Source organism: Acinetobacter tandoii DSM 14970 = CIP 107469, assembly GCF_000400735.1.
In the GTDB taxonomy this organism is placed as follows: Bacteria; Pseudomonadota; Gammaproteobacteria; order Pseudomonadales; family Moraxellaceae; genus Acinetobacter; species Acinetobacter tandoii.
In genome coordinates this window covers 357,873-375,297 of the sequence record NZ_KE007367.1, presented here as the reverse complement: position 1 = coordinate 375,297, position 17,425 = coordinate 357,873, and the positions used below count along the sequence as shown (strand labels likewise).

The 17,425-nt window shown below is 38.9% G+C and carries 15 protein-coding genes; 7 read left to right on the top strand and 8 right to left on the bottom strand.

Translation table 11 applies throughout. The features are described 5' to 3' along the window. Nucleotides 1–2: 2 nt before the first annotated feature. Both mutL and tsaE read right to left on the bottom strand, forming a co-directional pair. Nucleotides 3–1,934, bottom strand: coding sequence for a DNA mismatch repair endonuclease MutL (mutL, locus tag I593_RS11095; RefSeq protein ID WP_016167664.1), 1,932 nt, complete (start codon nt 1,932–1,934; stop codon nt 3–5). After that, nucleotides 1,927–2,403, bottom strand: coding sequence for a tRNA (adenosine(37)-N6)-threonylcarbamoyltransferase complex ATPase subunit type 1 TsaE (gene tsaE / locus I593_RS11090; RefSeq protein WP_016167663.1), 477 nt, complete (start codon nt 2,401–2,403; stop codon nt 1,927–1,929). Before tsaE ends, mutL begins: the two co-directional genes overlap by 8 nt. A 132-nt stretch (nt 2,404–2,535) precedes the next feature. Between tsaE and I593_RS11085 the strand changes: the two genes are divergently transcribed. The 3 genes from I593_RS11085 to I593_RS11075 all read left to right on the top strand — a co-directional run bounded on the left by I593_RS11085 (nt 2,536) and on the right by I593_RS11075 (nt 4,438). Beyond that, nucleotides 2,536–3,441: a pseudouridine synthase gene (locus I593_RS11085; protein ID WP_016167662.1), complete on the top strand. Its 906-nt coding sequence runs from the start codon at nt 2,536–2,538 to the stop codon at nt 3,439–3,441. 109 nt (nt 3,442–3,550) lie between these two features. After that, the gene (locus I593_RS11080; RefSeq protein ID WP_016167661.1) at nt 3,551–3,901 is read left to right on the top strand and encodes a type II toxin-antitoxin system RelB/DinJ family antitoxin; all 351 of its coding nucleotides are present in this window, start codon (nt 3,551–3,553) and stop codon (nt 3,899–3,901) included. 93 nt (nt 3,902–3,994) lie between these two features. Continuing rightward, nucleotides 3,995–4,438: a GNAT family N-acetyltransferase gene (locus tag I593_RS11075; RefSeq protein WP_016167660.1), complete on the top strand. Its 444-nt coding sequence runs from the start codon at nt 3,995–3,997 to the stop codon at nt 4,436–4,438. Here I593_RS11075 and I593_RS11070 read toward each other — a convergent pair. Then, nucleotides 4,431–5,141 carry a pseudouridine synthase gene (locus tag I593_RS11070; RefSeq protein WP_016167659.1) on the bottom strand — a complete coding sequence of 237 codons (711 nt, stop codon included), beginning with the start codon at nt 5,139–5,141 and terminating at the stop codon, nt 4,431–4,433. The two genes, I593_RS11075 and I593_RS11070, sit on opposite strands and share 8 nt — an antisense overlap. 125 nt (nt 5,142–5,266) lie before the next feature. On the opposite strand from I593_RS11070, the gene I593_RS11065 reads away from it, so the two are divergent. Beyond that, on the top strand, nt 5,267–5,719 hold the full coding sequence (locus I593_RS11065) for a DUF441 domain-containing protein (RefSeq protein WP_016167658.1): 453 nt from the start codon (nt 5,267–5,269) through the stop codon (nt 5,717–5,719). Nucleotides 5,720–5,787: 68 nt separating this feature from the next. Here the strand turns inward: I593_RS11065 and I593_RS11060 are convergent, their stop codons facing one another. Further along, complete coding sequence (locus tag I593_RS11060; protein ID WP_016167657.1) at nt 5,788–6,708, bottom strand: LysR family transcriptional regulator; 921 nt, start codon at nt 6,706–6,708, stop codon at nt 5,788–5,790. 501 nt (nt 6,709–7,209) lie between these two features. Between I593_RS11060 and I593_RS11055 the strand changes: the two genes are divergently transcribed. After that, entirely contained in the window at nt 7,210–8,436 is a 1,227-nt protein-coding gene (locus tag I593_RS11055; protein ID WP_042069085.1) for an MFS transporter, read from the top strand. 95 nt (nt 8,437–8,531) lie between these two features. Here I593_RS11055 and I593_RS11050 read toward each other — a convergent pair whose 3' ends face one another. From I593_RS11050 to I593_RS11040, 3 genes are all read right to left on the bottom strand, one after another. Then, a complete protein-coding gene (locus tag I593_RS11050) occupies nt 8,532–9,515 on the bottom strand; it encodes an ion transporter (protein ID WP_016167655.1) in 984 nt (327 codons plus the stop codon). A 103-nt stretch (nt 9,516–9,618) separates the two neighbouring features. Continuing rightward, nucleotides 9,619–11,334 (bottom strand): AAA family ATPase, encoded by a 1,716-nt coding sequence (locus tag I593_RS11045; RefSeq protein WP_016167654.1) that lies wholly within the window; start codon nt 11,332–11,334, stop codon nt 9,619–9,621. Nucleotides 11,335–11,510: 176 nt separating this feature from the next. Continuing rightward, nucleotides 11,511–13,520: a hypothetical protein gene (locus I593_RS11040; protein WP_016167653.1), complete on the bottom strand. Its 2,010-nt coding sequence runs from the start codon at nt 13,518–13,520 to the stop codon at nt 11,511–11,513. 286 nt (nt 13,521–13,806) lie between these two features. On the opposite strand from I593_RS11040, the gene mdh reads away from it, so the two are divergent. After that, nucleotides 13,807–15,018: an iron-dependent methanol dehydrogenase gene (mdh, locus tag I593_RS11035; protein ID WP_016167652.1), complete on the top strand. Its 1,212-nt coding sequence runs from the start codon at nt 13,807–13,809 to the stop codon at nt 15,016–15,018. Between the two features lie 215 nt (nt 15,019–15,233). Continuing rightward, nucleotides 15,234–16,202, top strand: coding sequence for an alpha/beta hydrolase (locus tag I593_RS11030; RefSeq protein ID WP_016167651.1), 969 nt, complete (start codon nt 15,234–15,236; stop codon nt 16,200–16,202). A 1-nt stretch (nt 16,203) separates the two neighbouring features. On the opposite strand, the gene I593_RS11025 is transcribed toward I593_RS11030, so the two are convergent. Continuing rightward, entirely contained in the window at nt 16,204–17,394 is a 1,191-nt protein-coding gene (locus I593_RS11025) for a hypothetical protein (protein ID WP_016167650.1), read from the bottom strand. Between the last annotated feature and the right edge of the window lie 31 nt (nt 17,395–17,425).

The following is a 17,425-nucleotide window of genomic DNA, read 5'->3' as shown; positions in this document are numbered from 1 at the left end:
GTTTACTCTCCTCGAGCAAAAAGTTTATCTAGCTGAGCCAATGGAAATGCACGCCAAGTTGGTCGACCATGGTTACATTGACTCGCAAATTCAGTCTGCTCCATTTGACGAAGCAAGGCATTCATTTCAGAAAGGCTTAATAATCGATGCGCACGCACAGCACCGTGGCACGCCATACCCGCCAAGATTTGATCACGTTTCTGCAATAGCCCACGCACCTCGTCCGTTGGATCCAAATCATTGAGTAATTCAGGAATCAAAGCCGAAAAATCAGCTTTGTGCAAAATAGCAGGCACACCACGAACAATAACCTGTTCATCACCATATTGATCAATTTCCAAACCCAAGCGTGCTAAAGGTTCTTTCAAATCTTCTACTCGAAGTGCCTGCATCCGATTCACATTAACTACTTTTGGAATCAATAACTGCTGAGAAATCCAAAACTCTGGATTTTCCCAAGCGGATTTCATTTGTTGTAATAAAATCCGTTCATGCGCCGCATGCATATCAACAATAATCAGACCTTCAGTGTTCTGCGCCAGAATATAAATGCCGTGTAGCTGTGCAATTGCAATCCCTAAGGGATGTTCATCTACCTTAGGTGCCACATCATCAATTACAACATCATCAGTAGACTCAGCTACTGTACGTAATGGTGCGAGGTAGCTCTGTAAAGCAGCATTTATCCTTGATGTAGGATTGACTTGATACGCTCGGGAATCTTGCGCCACATATTGCACAGCATGTGGCTGTGAAGATTCGAAGTCTGTTAATATGGCGACAGACTCCGGTGTTGGTGTAGACTCTACCGAACGATGCAGTTGGAACTGCTCCTGATAACGCGGTTGCTGTGTATTAATTGGGCTTGTTGGCTCAACTTTCAATGCTTGGGCTAAATCTGCGCTCGCAGTTTGAAATTGAGACAGCGTGTCTTTTGCAAAATGACGTACAAACTCATGAACCTCGCGTTGATTCAGAAAACGGATTTCATGCTTAGTTGGATGAACATTGACATCGATATTTTCAGGATCAACTTCTAAAAATAACAAATATGCAGAGTGTTGATGCCCGTGCAAAATACCATCATAAGCCATGCGTAAAGCATGAGAAATCGTTTTATCTTTGACAATCCGTCCATTGACATAGACATACTGTAAATCTGCTTGTGCTCTTGCATCCGAAGGATGCCCCAACCAACCACTAAGACGCATATTGACGCTGTCTGCATCAATCCAATATGCATTTTCTGTAAATTGACGCCCCAGTAATTGTTGTACCCGCTGAAAACGTAGTGCACCACTATCAGCAACGGGTAAATTCAAACGAATATTATTGTTATGCTCCAGCACAAAACGAATATCAAAATGAGTAAGCGCTAAACGGCGCACAATTTCTTCGATATGACCGAATTCCGTGCCTGGTTTTTTTAAGAATTTTCGACGTGCAGGGACATTAAAAAATAAATCCTGCACCCGAATCTGTGTACCGCGTGCTGCTGCTACAGCTTGAATTTGTTGGTGCTGAAATGCAGTGCCATTCACTTCAACCTGATAACCAATACCATCATCTAGTTGGCTACTGGTCAAGGTTAAACGGGAAACTGCTGCTATCGAGGCTAATGCTTCACCACGAAAACCCAAACTCACAATCGCTTGTAAATCTTCTGCGGTCTGAATCTTACTGGTCGCATGACGCATCACCGCCAAAGACAAATCATCAGGATGAATACCTCGACCATTGTCGATAATTTCAATCAGCGTACTACCACCTTGTTCAACACGAATAATCAGTTCTGTCGCACCTGCATCAATTGAGTTTTCTAACAGCTCTTTGACGACAGAAGCTGGTCGTTCAATTACTTCACCCGCAGCAATCTGGTTGGCAAGTGCGGGATCTAAGGTGTGAATGCGGCGAACAGCAACTTCATCATGCATGTTGAAATGCCTGCTCAAGTGCTTTATAGAGCACTTCATCTTTAAAGCTCAATGTGGCATGACGGGATAGTTCGTCTTCAGACTTTAATATCTTAATGGTGAAGTCTGCTGTAGGAATTTCTTCACCACCTTTACTTGGCCATTCAAATAAGAATAAAGCGTTGGGTGTATCCAAATAATCGCGAATACCCATTAACTCAAGTTCATAAGGATCATTCAGTCGATACAAATCAAAATGAAATACTTGTTTATTCTGAATGCTATATGGTTCCACCAAGGTATACGTTGGACTTTTTACTGAACCTTGATGCCCAAGTTGTTGTAACAAATAACGCGTAAATGTCGTTTTCCCAGCACCTAAATCACCGACTAAATAAATTACACCCTCAGTAAAATGTTGTGCAACCACAAGCGCAAGTTGCTGGGTATCTGCTTCAGAGTTTAGGGGCAAATGAAATGAATACGACATATGACTCACAACATGATTCAAAAGTAGAATTATGATAGCATCGCCACGCTGTTAATACCTATGCCACGCATACGAAATGTGCATTTTTAGTACAGTGCACGTTTTACACTAACCTGTTGTGATTGATATCTTATGACTGCGCATGACTTTGTTCCACCGATGATTCGTGGAGTAACTGCAAGCAAACTGTTTTTACCAGCTTTACAACCTGCGCCACAACGTTTGTATGATTATCTCTGCCAACAGTTTGCACATATTTCAGCACAAGAGTGGCAACAGCGTTTTCAAGACCAATTGATTTATGCAGCCGACGGTACAATTCTAAGTTTAGATAGTGCTTATCTTGCCAATCAACATATTTATTACTATCGTTTTTTAGCACACGAAATCCATGTTCCGTTTCAGCATCATATTTTGTATGAAACTGATGATCTGTATATCGTCGATAAACCACATTTCCTGACCATGAGCCCTACAGGTCAGTATGTGCAGGAAACCTTATTAGTACGCTTAAAAAATCAAATGGGAAATGCGGATTTAACTCCGATTCATCGTTTAGACCGTGAAACGGCTGGACTAGTTTTATTCTCCAAACGACCAGCAACACGTGGTATTTACCAACAAATGTTTGCTCATCGTGAAGTTAAAAAGACCTATCACGCAATTGCAGCTTATCATTCCACCCTTGAATTCCCTCGTACCGTTTGTTTAAGAATGGACAAAGGACAGCCCTTTTACACCATGAAAATTGTAGATGGTGAACCGAATAGCGAAACCCAGATTGATATTTTGGAACACAATTCTCAATGGGCGAAATATCTGTTACAACCCGAAACAGGAAAACAGCATCAATTACGTGTTCACCTGAATCATTTAGGCATAACCATTAAAAATGATCCTCTTTACCCAATAGTGCAACACAAATCTGATGATGATTTCTCTAACCCATTACAACTACTGGCTAAGCGAATTCAATTCATCGATCCTGTTACAAACAAGTCTATGGACTTTTCATCCAATTTTGAACTGACACTGTAGTTTGTTTGTCATTACAAAAAAATGAAGTTTTAAGCTCAAGAATATTGAAATTACAATAAAATTGATTAAAATGAAGTCTAAAATTTTAATCTTCAAATTTATAAAAATCATGAGAAAAACCGAAGTTTATCAAATTCGTCTCGATTCACAGGAAAAGAAACAGGCTTTTGCTGTCTTTAAACAGTTGGGGATCACGCCAGCACAAGCGGTGCGGCTTTTTTTCAAACAAGTTGTACTAACAAAGTCCATCCCCTTTTCTATTGAAAATCAGAATATCAATTTAGAGCAATTGATTAAGTTAAGACGACTCAAACAAGAGCAGAAAACGGCTGCTGTTACGCATGAAAGCAATGACAGCTCAAACAGCATTCAACATAACGATGAATTTCTCATTGATGATGACCATCTAGACTTATTTGAAGAACTTAACGCAATCTTGGGTGAAGGTGATAAAAATTAACCCTGTTGCATTTTTATACATTATTTAAATTTTTTCATTTAAAAACTTAGGTATGCTTCATGCAATGACAATAAAAAATGCATGGAGCAATCAATGATTGTAAAAAGAGCGACATTAGATGATCTCAATCAACTTGCAGTTTTATTTGATGAATACCGCCAATTTTATGGTGCTTCTTCCAATTTAAATCTTTCCCAACAATTTTTAAAACAACGCTTTGAAAACCAAGAAAGTGTCATTTTTATTCATATCAAAGATGAAGTATTTACAGGTTTCATTTTGCTTTATTTAGGTTTCTCTTCTGTTGCCTGTTCAACCTACTATATTTTAGACGATGTTTATGTAACACCCCAATTTCGCCGTCAAGGCTCAGCCAAACAACTTATTGATACTGCCATTTTGTTTGCTCGACATGAAAATGCGCTTCGCATTAGCCTCGAAACGCAAAAAACCAATCGTGAATCTCATCGGCTATATGAAGCTATGGGTTTTATTGCTGATAATGAGTTTAGAACCTACCATTGTTTCCTCAAATAGCTTCTCGGGTACGTGCTAACGCTATCTGCTCAGGTGTCAAATAAATCCATTCGCCTTCTTTTAGCTCAGGGCACTCTAACGCACCAATTTGCACACGATGCAGCTGTTCTACTTTATTGCCCACTGCAGCCAACATTCTTTTCACTTGATGATAAACGCCTTGATGAATTGTCATTTGCAACTCACAGGCTGCCAATTGCTGTACATCTGTAGCTGCAAAAGTACCTTGTTCATTACGTAACTCAACCCCCTGTTTAAGCTGCTCAATCTGTTCAGAGGAAATTGGATCAGCAGTTTGCATACGGTAAACTTTATCCACATGCTTTTTGGGATGGGTTAATGCTTGAAGAAATTGACCATCATCCGTAAGCAGCAATAAGCCAGTGGTGTCTTGATCTAAACGCCCAACACATTGTAATCCACGATTTAACAGTACATCATCAAACAAGTCGAATACACTAAAATGATGCGTTGCCTGATGAGAGCATTCATAGCCCGTAGGTTTATTTAGTGCAATGTAAACGTTTTCTCGATATTGATAGCGTTTTCCATATACATCAAAAACTAAGTTTTCCAAATTTAGCTTTTGCTTAGGATTTTGCATAATGTCTTGGTCAATGCTAACAGCTCCAGATTTAATTAATTGCTGGCAATGCTTACGCGAACCAAAACCTTGAGATTGCAACATTTTTTCCAAATACATAATTTAAAGCCTTACATCAAAGTGCTGCATTTTAAACAATTTTCTAATTTCCCGCTGATTTTCTGAATGCAATGTACAAAAAGTCGTTACAATAGTTGCATTTTCACACATTCTCCCTGCATCTCATGCCTAATTTAGATTTAAATCTGATAGTACTTTTGGTTTTAGTGGCTTGTGGTATTTTCAGTCACAACTCTGCTGTTACCATTGCTGCTGCTGTACTGATTGTCTTCAAAATAACACCATTAAGTGAGTTTTTCCCGCTATTACAACAACACGGTTTAAATATTGGTATTGTTATTTTAACCATCGGTGTTTTAACCCCAATTGCCAGTGGCAAAATCCCTGGTGAGGCTATTCTTAAATCATTTTTAAGCTGGAAATCATTACTTGCAATTGCAATCGGCGTATTTGTGGCTTGGTTAGGTGGACGTGGGGTCAAACTGATGACTCATCAACCCAATATAGTTGCAGGTTTACTGATTGGAACTGTAGCAGGGGTTGCTCTGTTACGTGGGGTACCTGTAGGTCCTTTAATTGCCGCAGGTGTATTGTCATTATTTATAGGACACTCTTAGCCCAATTCAATTGAATGTGATGATGCAATCTTTGAATTGCACCATCACAGCACACTATATCAATGAGATTAAGACAAATAATACTGATGACGCTTCTGTGAAAATTTATCCAACTGTTTCAAGAAGCCTTCAAAATAATTCTTCTCTTTTTCCTCTGTTCGATAGCCAGCATATAATGTCCTACGCAGACCTCTTTCAGAAACACAATCCAAACGACGTGATGTTACCCAGCCTTTTTGCTCATACTCATTCACAACCCAATCAGGCAAAGCCGCAATACCACGCCCACTTGCCACCAATTGAATTAACATTTGAGTTAAGTCCGTGGTACGGATCTGTTTAGGTAGTATGTTCGCTGGAATGAACAGCTTTGACATAATATCTAAGCGATGTTTATCAACTGGATATGTAATTAGAGTTTCTTCAGCCAAATCTTGTACTGTAATCTTTTCGGCACGCACCAAAGGGTGTGTATTGGATAATACTAAACGCGATTCGTATTCGAAGATTGGAAAGTAATCCACCCCTTTCAAAGCGATTGGGTCTGCAGTAATAAGCAAATCAAACTCGCCATTTTGCAACAACTCATGCGGATTGGCTTCGAAGCCAGAAGCAAAATCTAAATCTACATCTGGATATTGCTGGCGATATTGATTTAACAATGGCATGAGCCAATCAAAACAACTATGACATTCTGAGGAGAAAATAATACGTCCCGTTTGACCATGTACAATTCGCGTAATGTCAGTTTGTGCAATTTGAATTTGCGGCAAAACATCGTCTGCAAGCTTTAATAGACGTTGTCCCACATTGGAAAATGAGACAGGACGGCTACGACGATTCACCACCTCTACCCCGTACCAATGATCTAACTCTTTTAATTGATGCGAAATAGCCGAAGGCGTCAAACACAAATCATTGGCGGCAGCAACCAAAGAGCCATGTTCACGAAGTGCGAGTAATGTTTTTAGATGTCGAATTTCAAGCATGTTTATTATCAGTCCGCAAAAATCAAAAGTAAAATGTCCGCGTAATAGTTTAAATCGGATGAAATACCGCAAACCGAGCGAGCAACGACATAAATGTTGATTGATATAATTAAAAACAAAAATCAAAAAAATGAATTTAACTCATTCTATCACAAAATAAATTAATATATTTCACCACTTGTTCATTTCAGCATCTCTTAATTAAATCGCATTTACATGCATTTTCCTTAATTTTTAGGGTGAACATACTCAGGCATCAAGTGAGATTTTTTAATACTTTTTCTTTAAAAAAATACTGAACATATCCTTTAATTTATATCAAAAATATACAAAAAATTATCTCATTTATATGATTAAATTCATTAATTTAAAACAGCCAATCTAACATTTATAATTTTAATTACGTTCAAATTACAATAAATTCCGAGTAAATTACTTAACATTATTCGTTCATTTCACCTATAATTGTCCATTCTCCCCCTCCCAATGTTTCTATTAAAAATGATCTCTGTGGATATAAATACGGCGACTGATCCTACGCCATCCTATCGCCTATTGTGGGTTATTCTTGCGCTTGCTTTAGGTGGTTTTTGTATTGGCACAACTGAATTTGTCGCGATGGGTCTTATCCAAGAAATTTCACATAATTTAAATGTGAGTATTCCTGTTGCGGGTCATTTTATTAGTGCTTACGCCTTAGGCGTCACTATTGGTGCTCCAATCATCGCAATCTTAGCGGCTAAAGTACCCCGAAAAATCTTATTGATTGGGTTGATGCTTTTTTATGGTATCGCCAATGTCATCACTGCTTTAACAAATAGCTATGAAAGTATGTTGCTATCACGTTTTATCGCAGGGTTGCCTCACGGTGCTTATTTCGGTATCGCAGCCTTAGTTGTTGCTGAATTTGCAGGCAAACAAAAACGTGCTTCTGCTGTTGCCAAACTCATGATGGGCTTAAATGTTGCAACGGTTATTGGCGTGCCTTTTGCGACATGGTTGGGACAACATTATGGTTGGCGTACTGGGTTTGAATTTTCAGCTTCAATTGCATTTGTAACAGTGATTGCAATTTGTTTTTGCTTGCCAAAAATTCAACTCGACCACACTGCCAGCATTCAAAATGAACTTCGCGGACTTAAAAATACGCAAATGTGGTTAACTTTAGCTGTCGGTGCTATTGGTTTTGGCGGTCTTTTCTCGGTATATAGTTACGTTTCACCAATTTTGACTGAATACACACATGCCCGTATTGAAATCGTCCCTTTCGCACTTGCAAGTATTGGTTTAGGTTTAGTACTTGGTGGTTTAGTTGCAGGACATTTCGCTGATAGAAATCTGAATAAGGCAATTATTTGGGTACTCCTTTCAAATGCTGGCTCTTATATTATTTGCGCACTCACGATAGGCAACTTCTATACGGCATTTGCTGCATTATTCTTAGTCAGTTTTAGCATTGCAGGTTTAGGACCATTGCTGCAAACGCGCCTCATGGATGTTGCGGGCAATGCTCAGAGTTTGGCAGCTTCTCTGAATCATTCAGCATTCAATATTGCCAATGCTTTTGGTGCTTTTCTGGGCGGTTGGTTAATTAGTCAAAACTTGGGGTGGCTCGCGCCCATTTGGGTTGGTACATTACTGAGTTTCGGTGGTTTAATTATTTTATTTTGTGCTTTTCAGCATGAGAAAAATAATCTAGTCGTTTCATCATATCATGAATCTATCTAACACAATGCCTAGGCGTGTGCATATGTGAAATAAGCAATGAAAGTGCTTTCTGCTTTCATTGCTTTACCCATCGCTTGACTCTCAATTTTTAAATATTATTCAGGTAACTTCTTACCACAATGTGGACAATAAGCATATTGTTCACGTTCCTGTTTCAAAGATTCCTCTTTTTGCTCTCGAATCAACTGAAGAATAATATCTTGGGTCTGCTCTTGAGTCAGTCCCACTTCTTTACGTATTTCCTCAATCTTTTCTTTTTCTAGAATAAAATCAATATCACTGTTTTGAATCAATTCACGAAATCTGAGTTCCAATTCTTGTTTTCGCAATTCAAGCTCATTTGCCAAACCATTGGCTAGAATACCCGCGGGTAAAGCGGCCAAGCCCACACCTAAAATGGTAATCAGTGCCCCTAAAAAACGGCCAAGCGGCGTTACAGGAGTCACATCACCATACCCCACCGTAGTTAAAGTCACGACCGCCCACCACATCGATGCTGGGATTGAACTAAAAACATCAGGTTGTACCCGACTTTCAATCAAATACACACCTGCTGCCGCCATAATAATCATAATCACCAAGATAAAAATGACGGCTTGGAATGAACCTTTTTCGCGTTCGATGACTCGTAATAAAATTTGCAATGAAACAAAATATCGAGTCAGTTTTAATAATCGCAGTAAACGGACAATTCGGAGGAATCTTAGGTCGAAATGAACAAAGAAATTGAGATATGCAGGCAAAATAGCCAGTAAGTCGATAATCGCCCCACCGCTTTTAACCCAATTTAAACGATTTTTCCAAGCCGATTCAAAACTGTCTGCCTCTGCAACTGACCAAAACCGTAAAATGTATTCTGTGGTAAAAATAAAAATTGAAAAAAGTTCAAAATAATAAAAAAAAGTTTCATAACGTATATAATATTGATGGACTGACTCAAGTAATACCGCAGCAGCATTACTCATAATGAGTGCTATCAGAAAATAATTAATCGCACGACTTAAGCGGGTTTCATAATCTTCATTGTGCAAATTGTTATAAACAAACTTGCGTAGCGTATACCATGCCGTAAATTTCATTGCTGTTCTAAGTTATTCTTATCGCTTATAAATCAGTGTATATGAACTTTAGATTAAAGTAAGCAAGAATTCCTCCTGCCTACTTCATTTTCGCATTTAAGTTTTATTCAATATAAAGTAACGCTAGACGCACTTGGTCATAGCCCATACGTGGATTGGTTGCCTCTACAATTGGACGTAATTTAATGGCACCATCATCTGCGAAATGATCTGGGCTTTGACGCTTCTGTAAACGTTTATAGATTTTACGGACTTCCTCTACAACCTCTTCACCTGGATGCGCAACAGAAATATCCAAACCTTGTTCTTTATGTAAACGTCCTAAATGATTAATAATGGTGGCTGGTGTGAGTCCACGTTCCGTTGCAATATCTTCAATCTCATAACCAGATTCAAATAGTTCACGAGTTTCGTCTAAAGTTGCTGAAGCATAGTTTTGCTTACCCGCACTCCGAGCAATTTTCTTTTCATTTCGCTCAATTTCAACTTCATTCAACGTTCCACCACAATGTCGAATAAAGGCTTTATGTTGTACGCTTAAATCGGTTTCAGCAAAATTCGTTTCAGCTTCAGCAGAGAGTTCTTGAAAGCGTCGGTCTGCTTTAATAGCAAGACTGTCTAATTCCAAAGCTTGCATGTTAAAGCCGAGCAGTTTTAAACCATCTAATGATTTTAACCGTGATAACGCGACATAACCTTGTCCTTTCTCGAAAGTATGACTTAAGTTTATTTCTGCCGCTGCCAAGGTCATACCTTGTGATTTATGAATAGTAATTGCCCATGCCAGACGTAGTGGAATTTGCTGCAAACTAGCAATACTCTTCCCCGCTTCGTTATCCACCGACCATGTTTCCGGTTCAACCAATAAGACTGAACCATCAGTGAGTTTCACTTTTGGCAAAATACCATGATCATCATCTTCTTCAAAACCAATGACTTCGCCTAAACTGCCATTGATATACCCCATGTCAAAGTTATTTTTCACAAACATCACTTTAGCATTCTTTTTTAAAGTTAATGCTTCTGGGGCACGTACAGAAGATTTCAGGGTTTCAATTAATTTATCATTACCATCACAGACAGCCATAAATTCATGACCTTGCTGCTCAATCGCATTTAAATGTTGATAATTAATCGAATCTACATCCATATTATGGGTGTATAAACGTGTGAAAGTCTCGCCGATATCTTGTGAGCGCGTTTGTTCTAATGCACGTATATGCTCTGAAGTAATGCTCTGACTACGGATAGCATTCAAAATATCATTCAGATAATCATTACCTTGACGATGTTGCTCGGTCAGATAGCAAACACGAAACTTGGCTTCTACCCACGCTTCGGACATAAAACAAAACTTATCCCGATTCAGCTCTTCTTTTTTACCAACGGGTGGCAACTGAAAAAAGTCACCCGCAACAATCACCTGAATACCACCAAAAGCATCATCACTTTCTTTAAAGTATTTTAAAACTTGATTGACCAAATTCAGTTGTTTTGCATGCAACATCGAAATTTCATCAATAATTAATACCTGTGCATTCTCTAAATGCTCTTTCAGGTATTTACGCTCTTTCATGCGCTTCAGGTCATCATCACTTAGGCTATCTTTAATACCAATACCCGCCCAAGTATGGATAGTCATACCATTCATATGCGTTGCAGCAATACCTGTAGACGCTGTAATTGCAACAGGTACCTTACGCGCTTTCAAATAATTGATGTACTGATTTAAAGTATAGGTTTTTCCTGCACCAGCCGAACCTGTAAGGAAGACATTTTCGCCAGCTTTAAGGAGCTTAAGTGCAGTTTCTTGTTTCATATGACCGATAACCAATAAATAACGGCTATAGCCTAACGAGTTTTGTGTTAAAAGTTAAGTCTGAGAAGAAACACAGTTATCTTTTCTTAGATCAATCCCATAAATTACAAAAGCTTATCTATCAATTTTAAAATTAAGCAAAATAGTTTTTGTTGATTGTTTAACTTTTATGAAGTTTATTTCAGTGCTGGTGAAAAATGTTCGTTAAACCATTGAATGAATTGTTCTGCAATCGTCACCAACAATTGCTCCGCTTTTTGATTATTTGGATATTCCAATTGATCAAACAATAATTTACCTGCCTGAATATGACAACCTAGTGTTAAAGACTGTGCGTAATGCGGTGAGGACATATGAAAAGCAACATATTCTCCCTGCATAATCCGTTCCGCATAACTCATCGCCAAGCAGTGATGAAATATATTCGACTCTTCGATTATTCTTTCAATATGATGCAGTTCCTCAAAACTCCAACCAGAATATTGCAAAATGGTTTGGGGCGATACAGCATTCCAAGTATTCACTGCAAAATTTTGTTTTAACCGCGCTAAAATTTCGTCTTTATGTAACTGCCGATGCCATTCTACGGCGTGGTGAAACAAACCTAGCCATGTACTATTTTTGGCAATTTCACGGTTTTCATTAAAACAATAGATCAAATAATCTCGAACATAAGCATCAAATACAGACACTCTTAAATTCTGATATCTCAAATAAAATAAAGCCCTAAACTCATTCACAGGGACATGATGCCGACGTAAGGTACGATAAAACCCCCGATTTTGGTGTGTACTTGGATGTACATAATTCAATAACTCATGAGGTAAATCTTGCACAATATGATGTAAATGCAACATATATGCCTGCATGACACGGCTAATTTTCTTGTAGACCTGCTTCACTATGGTTTCATTCTTATTGGCAACATTACGCAGTAAATTCATCCATTCATCCAAATATAAAATAGATGGACTGATGGCGATACGCTGATCTTCTACCGTTTGCTGCTGCCCTTTCAGTACTACGCTTTGATTGTTCTGGTGTTCAAACCATTGTTCTGTAGTCGCATGAATATCACAACTTTGAATGAACATACGCGCACAAGTATGTTGAAAATATTGCAATGTTAATAAAATAATACAAGGATGAATTTGACTGGTATCGACAAAACTTAAAGCAGTAACGGCGACGCGTACATGACTGTGTTGGATGTGTGCACTTAACCAGTCCAGTACCATTGCGTCTTGCTTAAACAGCCAATTGACCGTTCTGGAATAGTCAAATATAGGTAAACGCGCCACTTTTTTTTGCCAAATCTGCGCATTTGGCTGCAAAAAATTCTGTTTAGCCAATAAATCATCTTTATGCCACAACTCCCGATTCATCAAACGCACAAAAGATAAAACATGACTTTGCTGTAAGGCATAAGGTTGCAGTAATGCAAAATCCATTTGATGATCAAGCAACTCATCTAAATTAAATTTTTGTTCAAAAGTTAAAGTCGCTATCCGATACAGTGCTGAAGGTAAAAACTGCGCTGCACTGTGACAAAGCTCATCATAACAATCCATTAAACCCTGCAAAGGTAAAAAATCATCTCCATTCACAATATGTAAAGCACAAAGCTGGCTAAAATGTTGTTGTAATGCAGGATCCCAATCGGTTCCCATTTGTTTAGACTGGGCAAAACAAGCGTATTTTGCCATTCCAAGTACCATTAAACGCCGATCTAACAACTCAGCTTGAGCCAAGCTCATACGGTTTAAACATGTAATAACACGCGTAGGTCCATCTACCCACTGATAAATTTGTTTCGCAATAAGTTCACGTAATTGCTGCGCTTTATTTTTAAGAAATAAGGAGTGTTGTTCATTCAATTGATCAGTCAAAAAACCGACATCATTCAAAAAGAAATCTTCAAGTAATTCTGCATGTTGATCTTGATAATGGAAGTTATATTGAATAAAAGGCGTCTGTTGATTTTGGACTAATTCAAAAGAAAGATGAAACATCTCATTCATTATATAGATGGTATGTTTCTCTTGATCTATCCGAAACATATTTTGCGCATTAATATCCCCCAAGATTTGCCATTGTTGATGCTGCATGGTCATCAAATCTGGGGAAAAACTCAGAATCAACTGAGCAATTTGACGTTGTTGCGGTATTAAACGCTCTTGTTCCATACACGCCCCTCATTCTACTTTTGTATAATGCCTCTCTTTATTGTAATCAAATTTTTTAAAAAAGCACCTCAAGAAAGATATTCATATATTTTGTTATTTTTCAAAACATTATAGAAATATTTTTCAATATTTGTTTTTAACAGCACTCTTCCTCTCCACGACAATTTTCCAATCTCAATATGATGGTAGGTGTTTGGTAGGTAGGCTTAAATGTGTCTTCATTTAATACTCAAGCCACGGTGAGGGTCACCGCTTAAAACATAACAATGGTAGAAGGAATCGCACCATGGCTTTTAAAAATATTGCAGATCAAACAAACGGTTTTTACATTCCATGTGTTTCACTCTTTGGTCCAGGCTGTGCTAAAGAGATTGGGACCAAAGCACAAAATTTAGGTGCTAAAAAAGCACTGATTGTTACCGATGCAGGCTTATTTAAATTTGGGGTCGCAGACACGATTGCAAGCTATCTAAAAGATGCGGGTGTCGACAGTCACATCTTCCCAGGTGCAGAACCAAACCCAACAGATATTAACGTACATAACGGTGTACAAGCTTACAATGACCATGGCTGTGACTTTATTGTCTCACTAGGTGGTGGTTCATCACATGACTGTGCAAAAGGCATTGGTCTGGTAACAGCAGGTGGCGGTCATATTCGTGATTATGAAGGCATTGATAAAAGCTCTGTCCCAATGACTCCTCTGATTGCAGTAAATACAACTGCTGGTACAGCATCTGAAATGACGCGCTTCTGTATTATTACCAACACAGACACGCATGTAAAAATGGCAATTGTCGATTGGCGCTGCACTCCACTGATTGCAATTGATGACCCTAAACTCATGATTGCAAAACCAGCTAGCTTAACTGCTGCTACAGGTATGGATGCATTGACTCATGCTGTAGAAGCCTATGTTTCTACTGCTGCAAATCCAATTACCGATGCATGTGCTGAAAAAGCGATTTCAATGATCAGTGAATGGTTGCGCCCAGCGGTTGCCAACGGTGAAAACCTTGAAGCACGTGATGCAATGAGCTATGCACAGTATCTTGCAGGTATGGCATTCAACAATGCCTCTTTAGGTTATGTTCATGCCATGGCACACCAATTAGGCGGCTTCTATAACCTACCACATGGTGTATGTAATGCGGTATTACTACCACATGTATGCGAATTCAACTTAATTGCCTGCCCTGACCGTTATGCACGTATTGCCGAGTTAATGGGTGTTAACACCACTGGATTTACCGTGACTGAAGCTGCCTATGCTGCGATTGATGCAATCCGTGAGTTGTCATCTTCTATCGGTATTCCATCAAACCTATCTGAACTCGGTGTGAAAGAGCAAGATTTAGGCATTATGTCTGAAAATGCTCAAAAAGATGCTTGTATGTTGACTAACCCACGTAAAGCTACTCATGCTCAAGTGGTTGATATTTTCAAAGCGGCATTAAAAAGTGGCGCTGAAGTTGTAGATTTTAAAGCAGCGGTGTAAGTCTCTCCAATCTCTTACTTTTTGCTTTTGGCAACCCAGTTCTGTTTGAATCGGGCATGGAATGTAGCCAATGTTGACTAACCATTGGCTGCAGTCTAGATTCTTTACAGAAGAAGGCACTGGGTTGCATTTTTTTATTTTACAATCAATTCAATTTGACAAATGTTCCAACATCATCAAGGATTAAACCATAATAAATCTTGATGAGTATAAAAATGACATCGCTCAAAATTCCTACCACCTATCAAGCCGATGTTCTGGGATCAGATTATCAACAGCTTGTGCTTGAATTCCCCGATGATTATGAAGGCAAAGTCGTTGCGACTTTAGTCCGCAAAAAAAATACTCAAACCACCACCAAAGCAATTTTGTACATTCATGGTTTTATTGATTATTTTTTTCAAACTGAAATGGCAGATCAATTCAATCAGCAGGGTTTTGATTTCTATGCACTGGATTTACGCAAATATGGACGTTCCCGTTTAGGGCATCAACAACTCTATAATGTACGTGATTTAAGTGAATACGATGCAGAAATTAATAAAGCGTTAGAAATTATTCAAGCTGAAGGTCATGATGCTGTGTTGTTAAGCGGGCATTCAACGGGAGGCCTCATTTGCACCTTATTTGCAGCTCATCACCCGCAGCATTCATTGATTAAGGGTTTATGGGCAAACAGTCCTTTTTATGATTTCAACATGAGCGAGTTTGAGAAAAATAAAGCGTTACCGCAACTTAGCAAACTAGGTCGATTGCTTCCGAATCTCACTATTCCAAGCGGTTTGAATAAATGGTACGTCCCTAGCCTACATTGTCACTATCACGGTGAATGGAATTTTAATCTGGAGTGGAAACAACCAAGCTATAAAATGGTAAAACTCAGCTTTGTTCGAGCCATCCATGAAGCTCAAAAAGAGATTCACGCAGGTGTAACACTCACTATTCCCACCCTAGTCATGCATTCACATCAAACCACCAACCCGAAAAAATGGGGGATTGAAGCTCAGACCAGTGACGTGATTTTAAACGTTCATGATATTCAAAAATACGCTGAGAAAATGATCGGAGATATCAGTATTCAAACCATTGAAAATGGTTTGCACGATTTGGTTTTATCTGCACCTAAAGTGCGTGAACAGGTTTATCAGAACTTATTTGCTTGGATAAAGGAGAAAGGAATCTGAATTAAAAGTCCTCTCTATCCTTAAATTTCAATAGCGTTTGATGGACAGGATGTGTCTTAGGCATCAGTTCAATCAAACGCTCTACCGCATCTATAGCTTCTGGAAAATGCGCCACGTGTTTCAGCAATACATCTGTTTCGTTGGCTTTAAAAATGGCATCACTTAAACGTGACTCTAAACAATCCCGCCAAGCACATAAAAATGGACTTTCGGTTTTCGCCAAGAACACGCCTGTATACAACTTTAATGCGGTTTCCAAATATCCAGCATCTAAAGCTTGCTCAGCCTGTAAAAAATCCGCATCTACATTGACCAACAAACGGTAAGGTCTTGAGCCTAACATGCCTCCCAAAATATCACGAAGTTGTGACATTTCAGCTTTTAATGTTCCCACACTAACCTTACGTTCCCCATATAGTGCTTGATGTAAGGTATCCAAAGTTAGCCCTTGAGGACACAAAGCCAAAATCGCAAGAATCTCAATTTGACGTGGCGTCAGTACCAAAGCTTTACCATTAAACAAAATTTGTGGCACAGCAAATGCACGAATAAATAACTGTTGCTTTTGATGTTCCAATAAGGCGGATTGAATAATCGAAGAACAGCGCTCAGCAGCCAAAAGTCCCAAGCTATTGTGGTTTTTCCATGTGGTCGATAAATCGATGACCCCCAATAGTTGCTTTGAATAAGGATCAATAATAGGTGCCGCATAACACACCCAGTCCTGTATAGAAGTCATGTAGTGCTCATTAGAAAACACACAACTCGATTGCTGGGTTTTTAACGACAATGCTAATGCATTAGTACCGACCAACTCTTCTCGCCACTGCCCACCTTCAACAAAGTGTACACTTTCAGCAGCTCTTTGCATTTGATTACTCGATGCCGACCACACAATGGTACTACCGATATCACCTACAGCAATCACCATGGAAGATTGCTGTGCAATATGTTTGAGATCTTCCGTGCAAAGTTGTAAGGCATGCTCTAATGCACCGTTTAAACCACGACGATGCTGATGATTAATTGGCGCTGCCATACGGTCTTTGGGAATCGCTGCCGAAGCAGAACGCTGCCATGAACTTGCAATACTTTGCCCTAATTGTTCTGCATGTAATGGCGAAAGGCTACTGCTTTGGCGAAACTGATCAATCCTTTGTCTTTTTTCTAATAATGCTTGCTTATTCATCATTGCTTTCTCTCAACAACTAATGATTCGACGT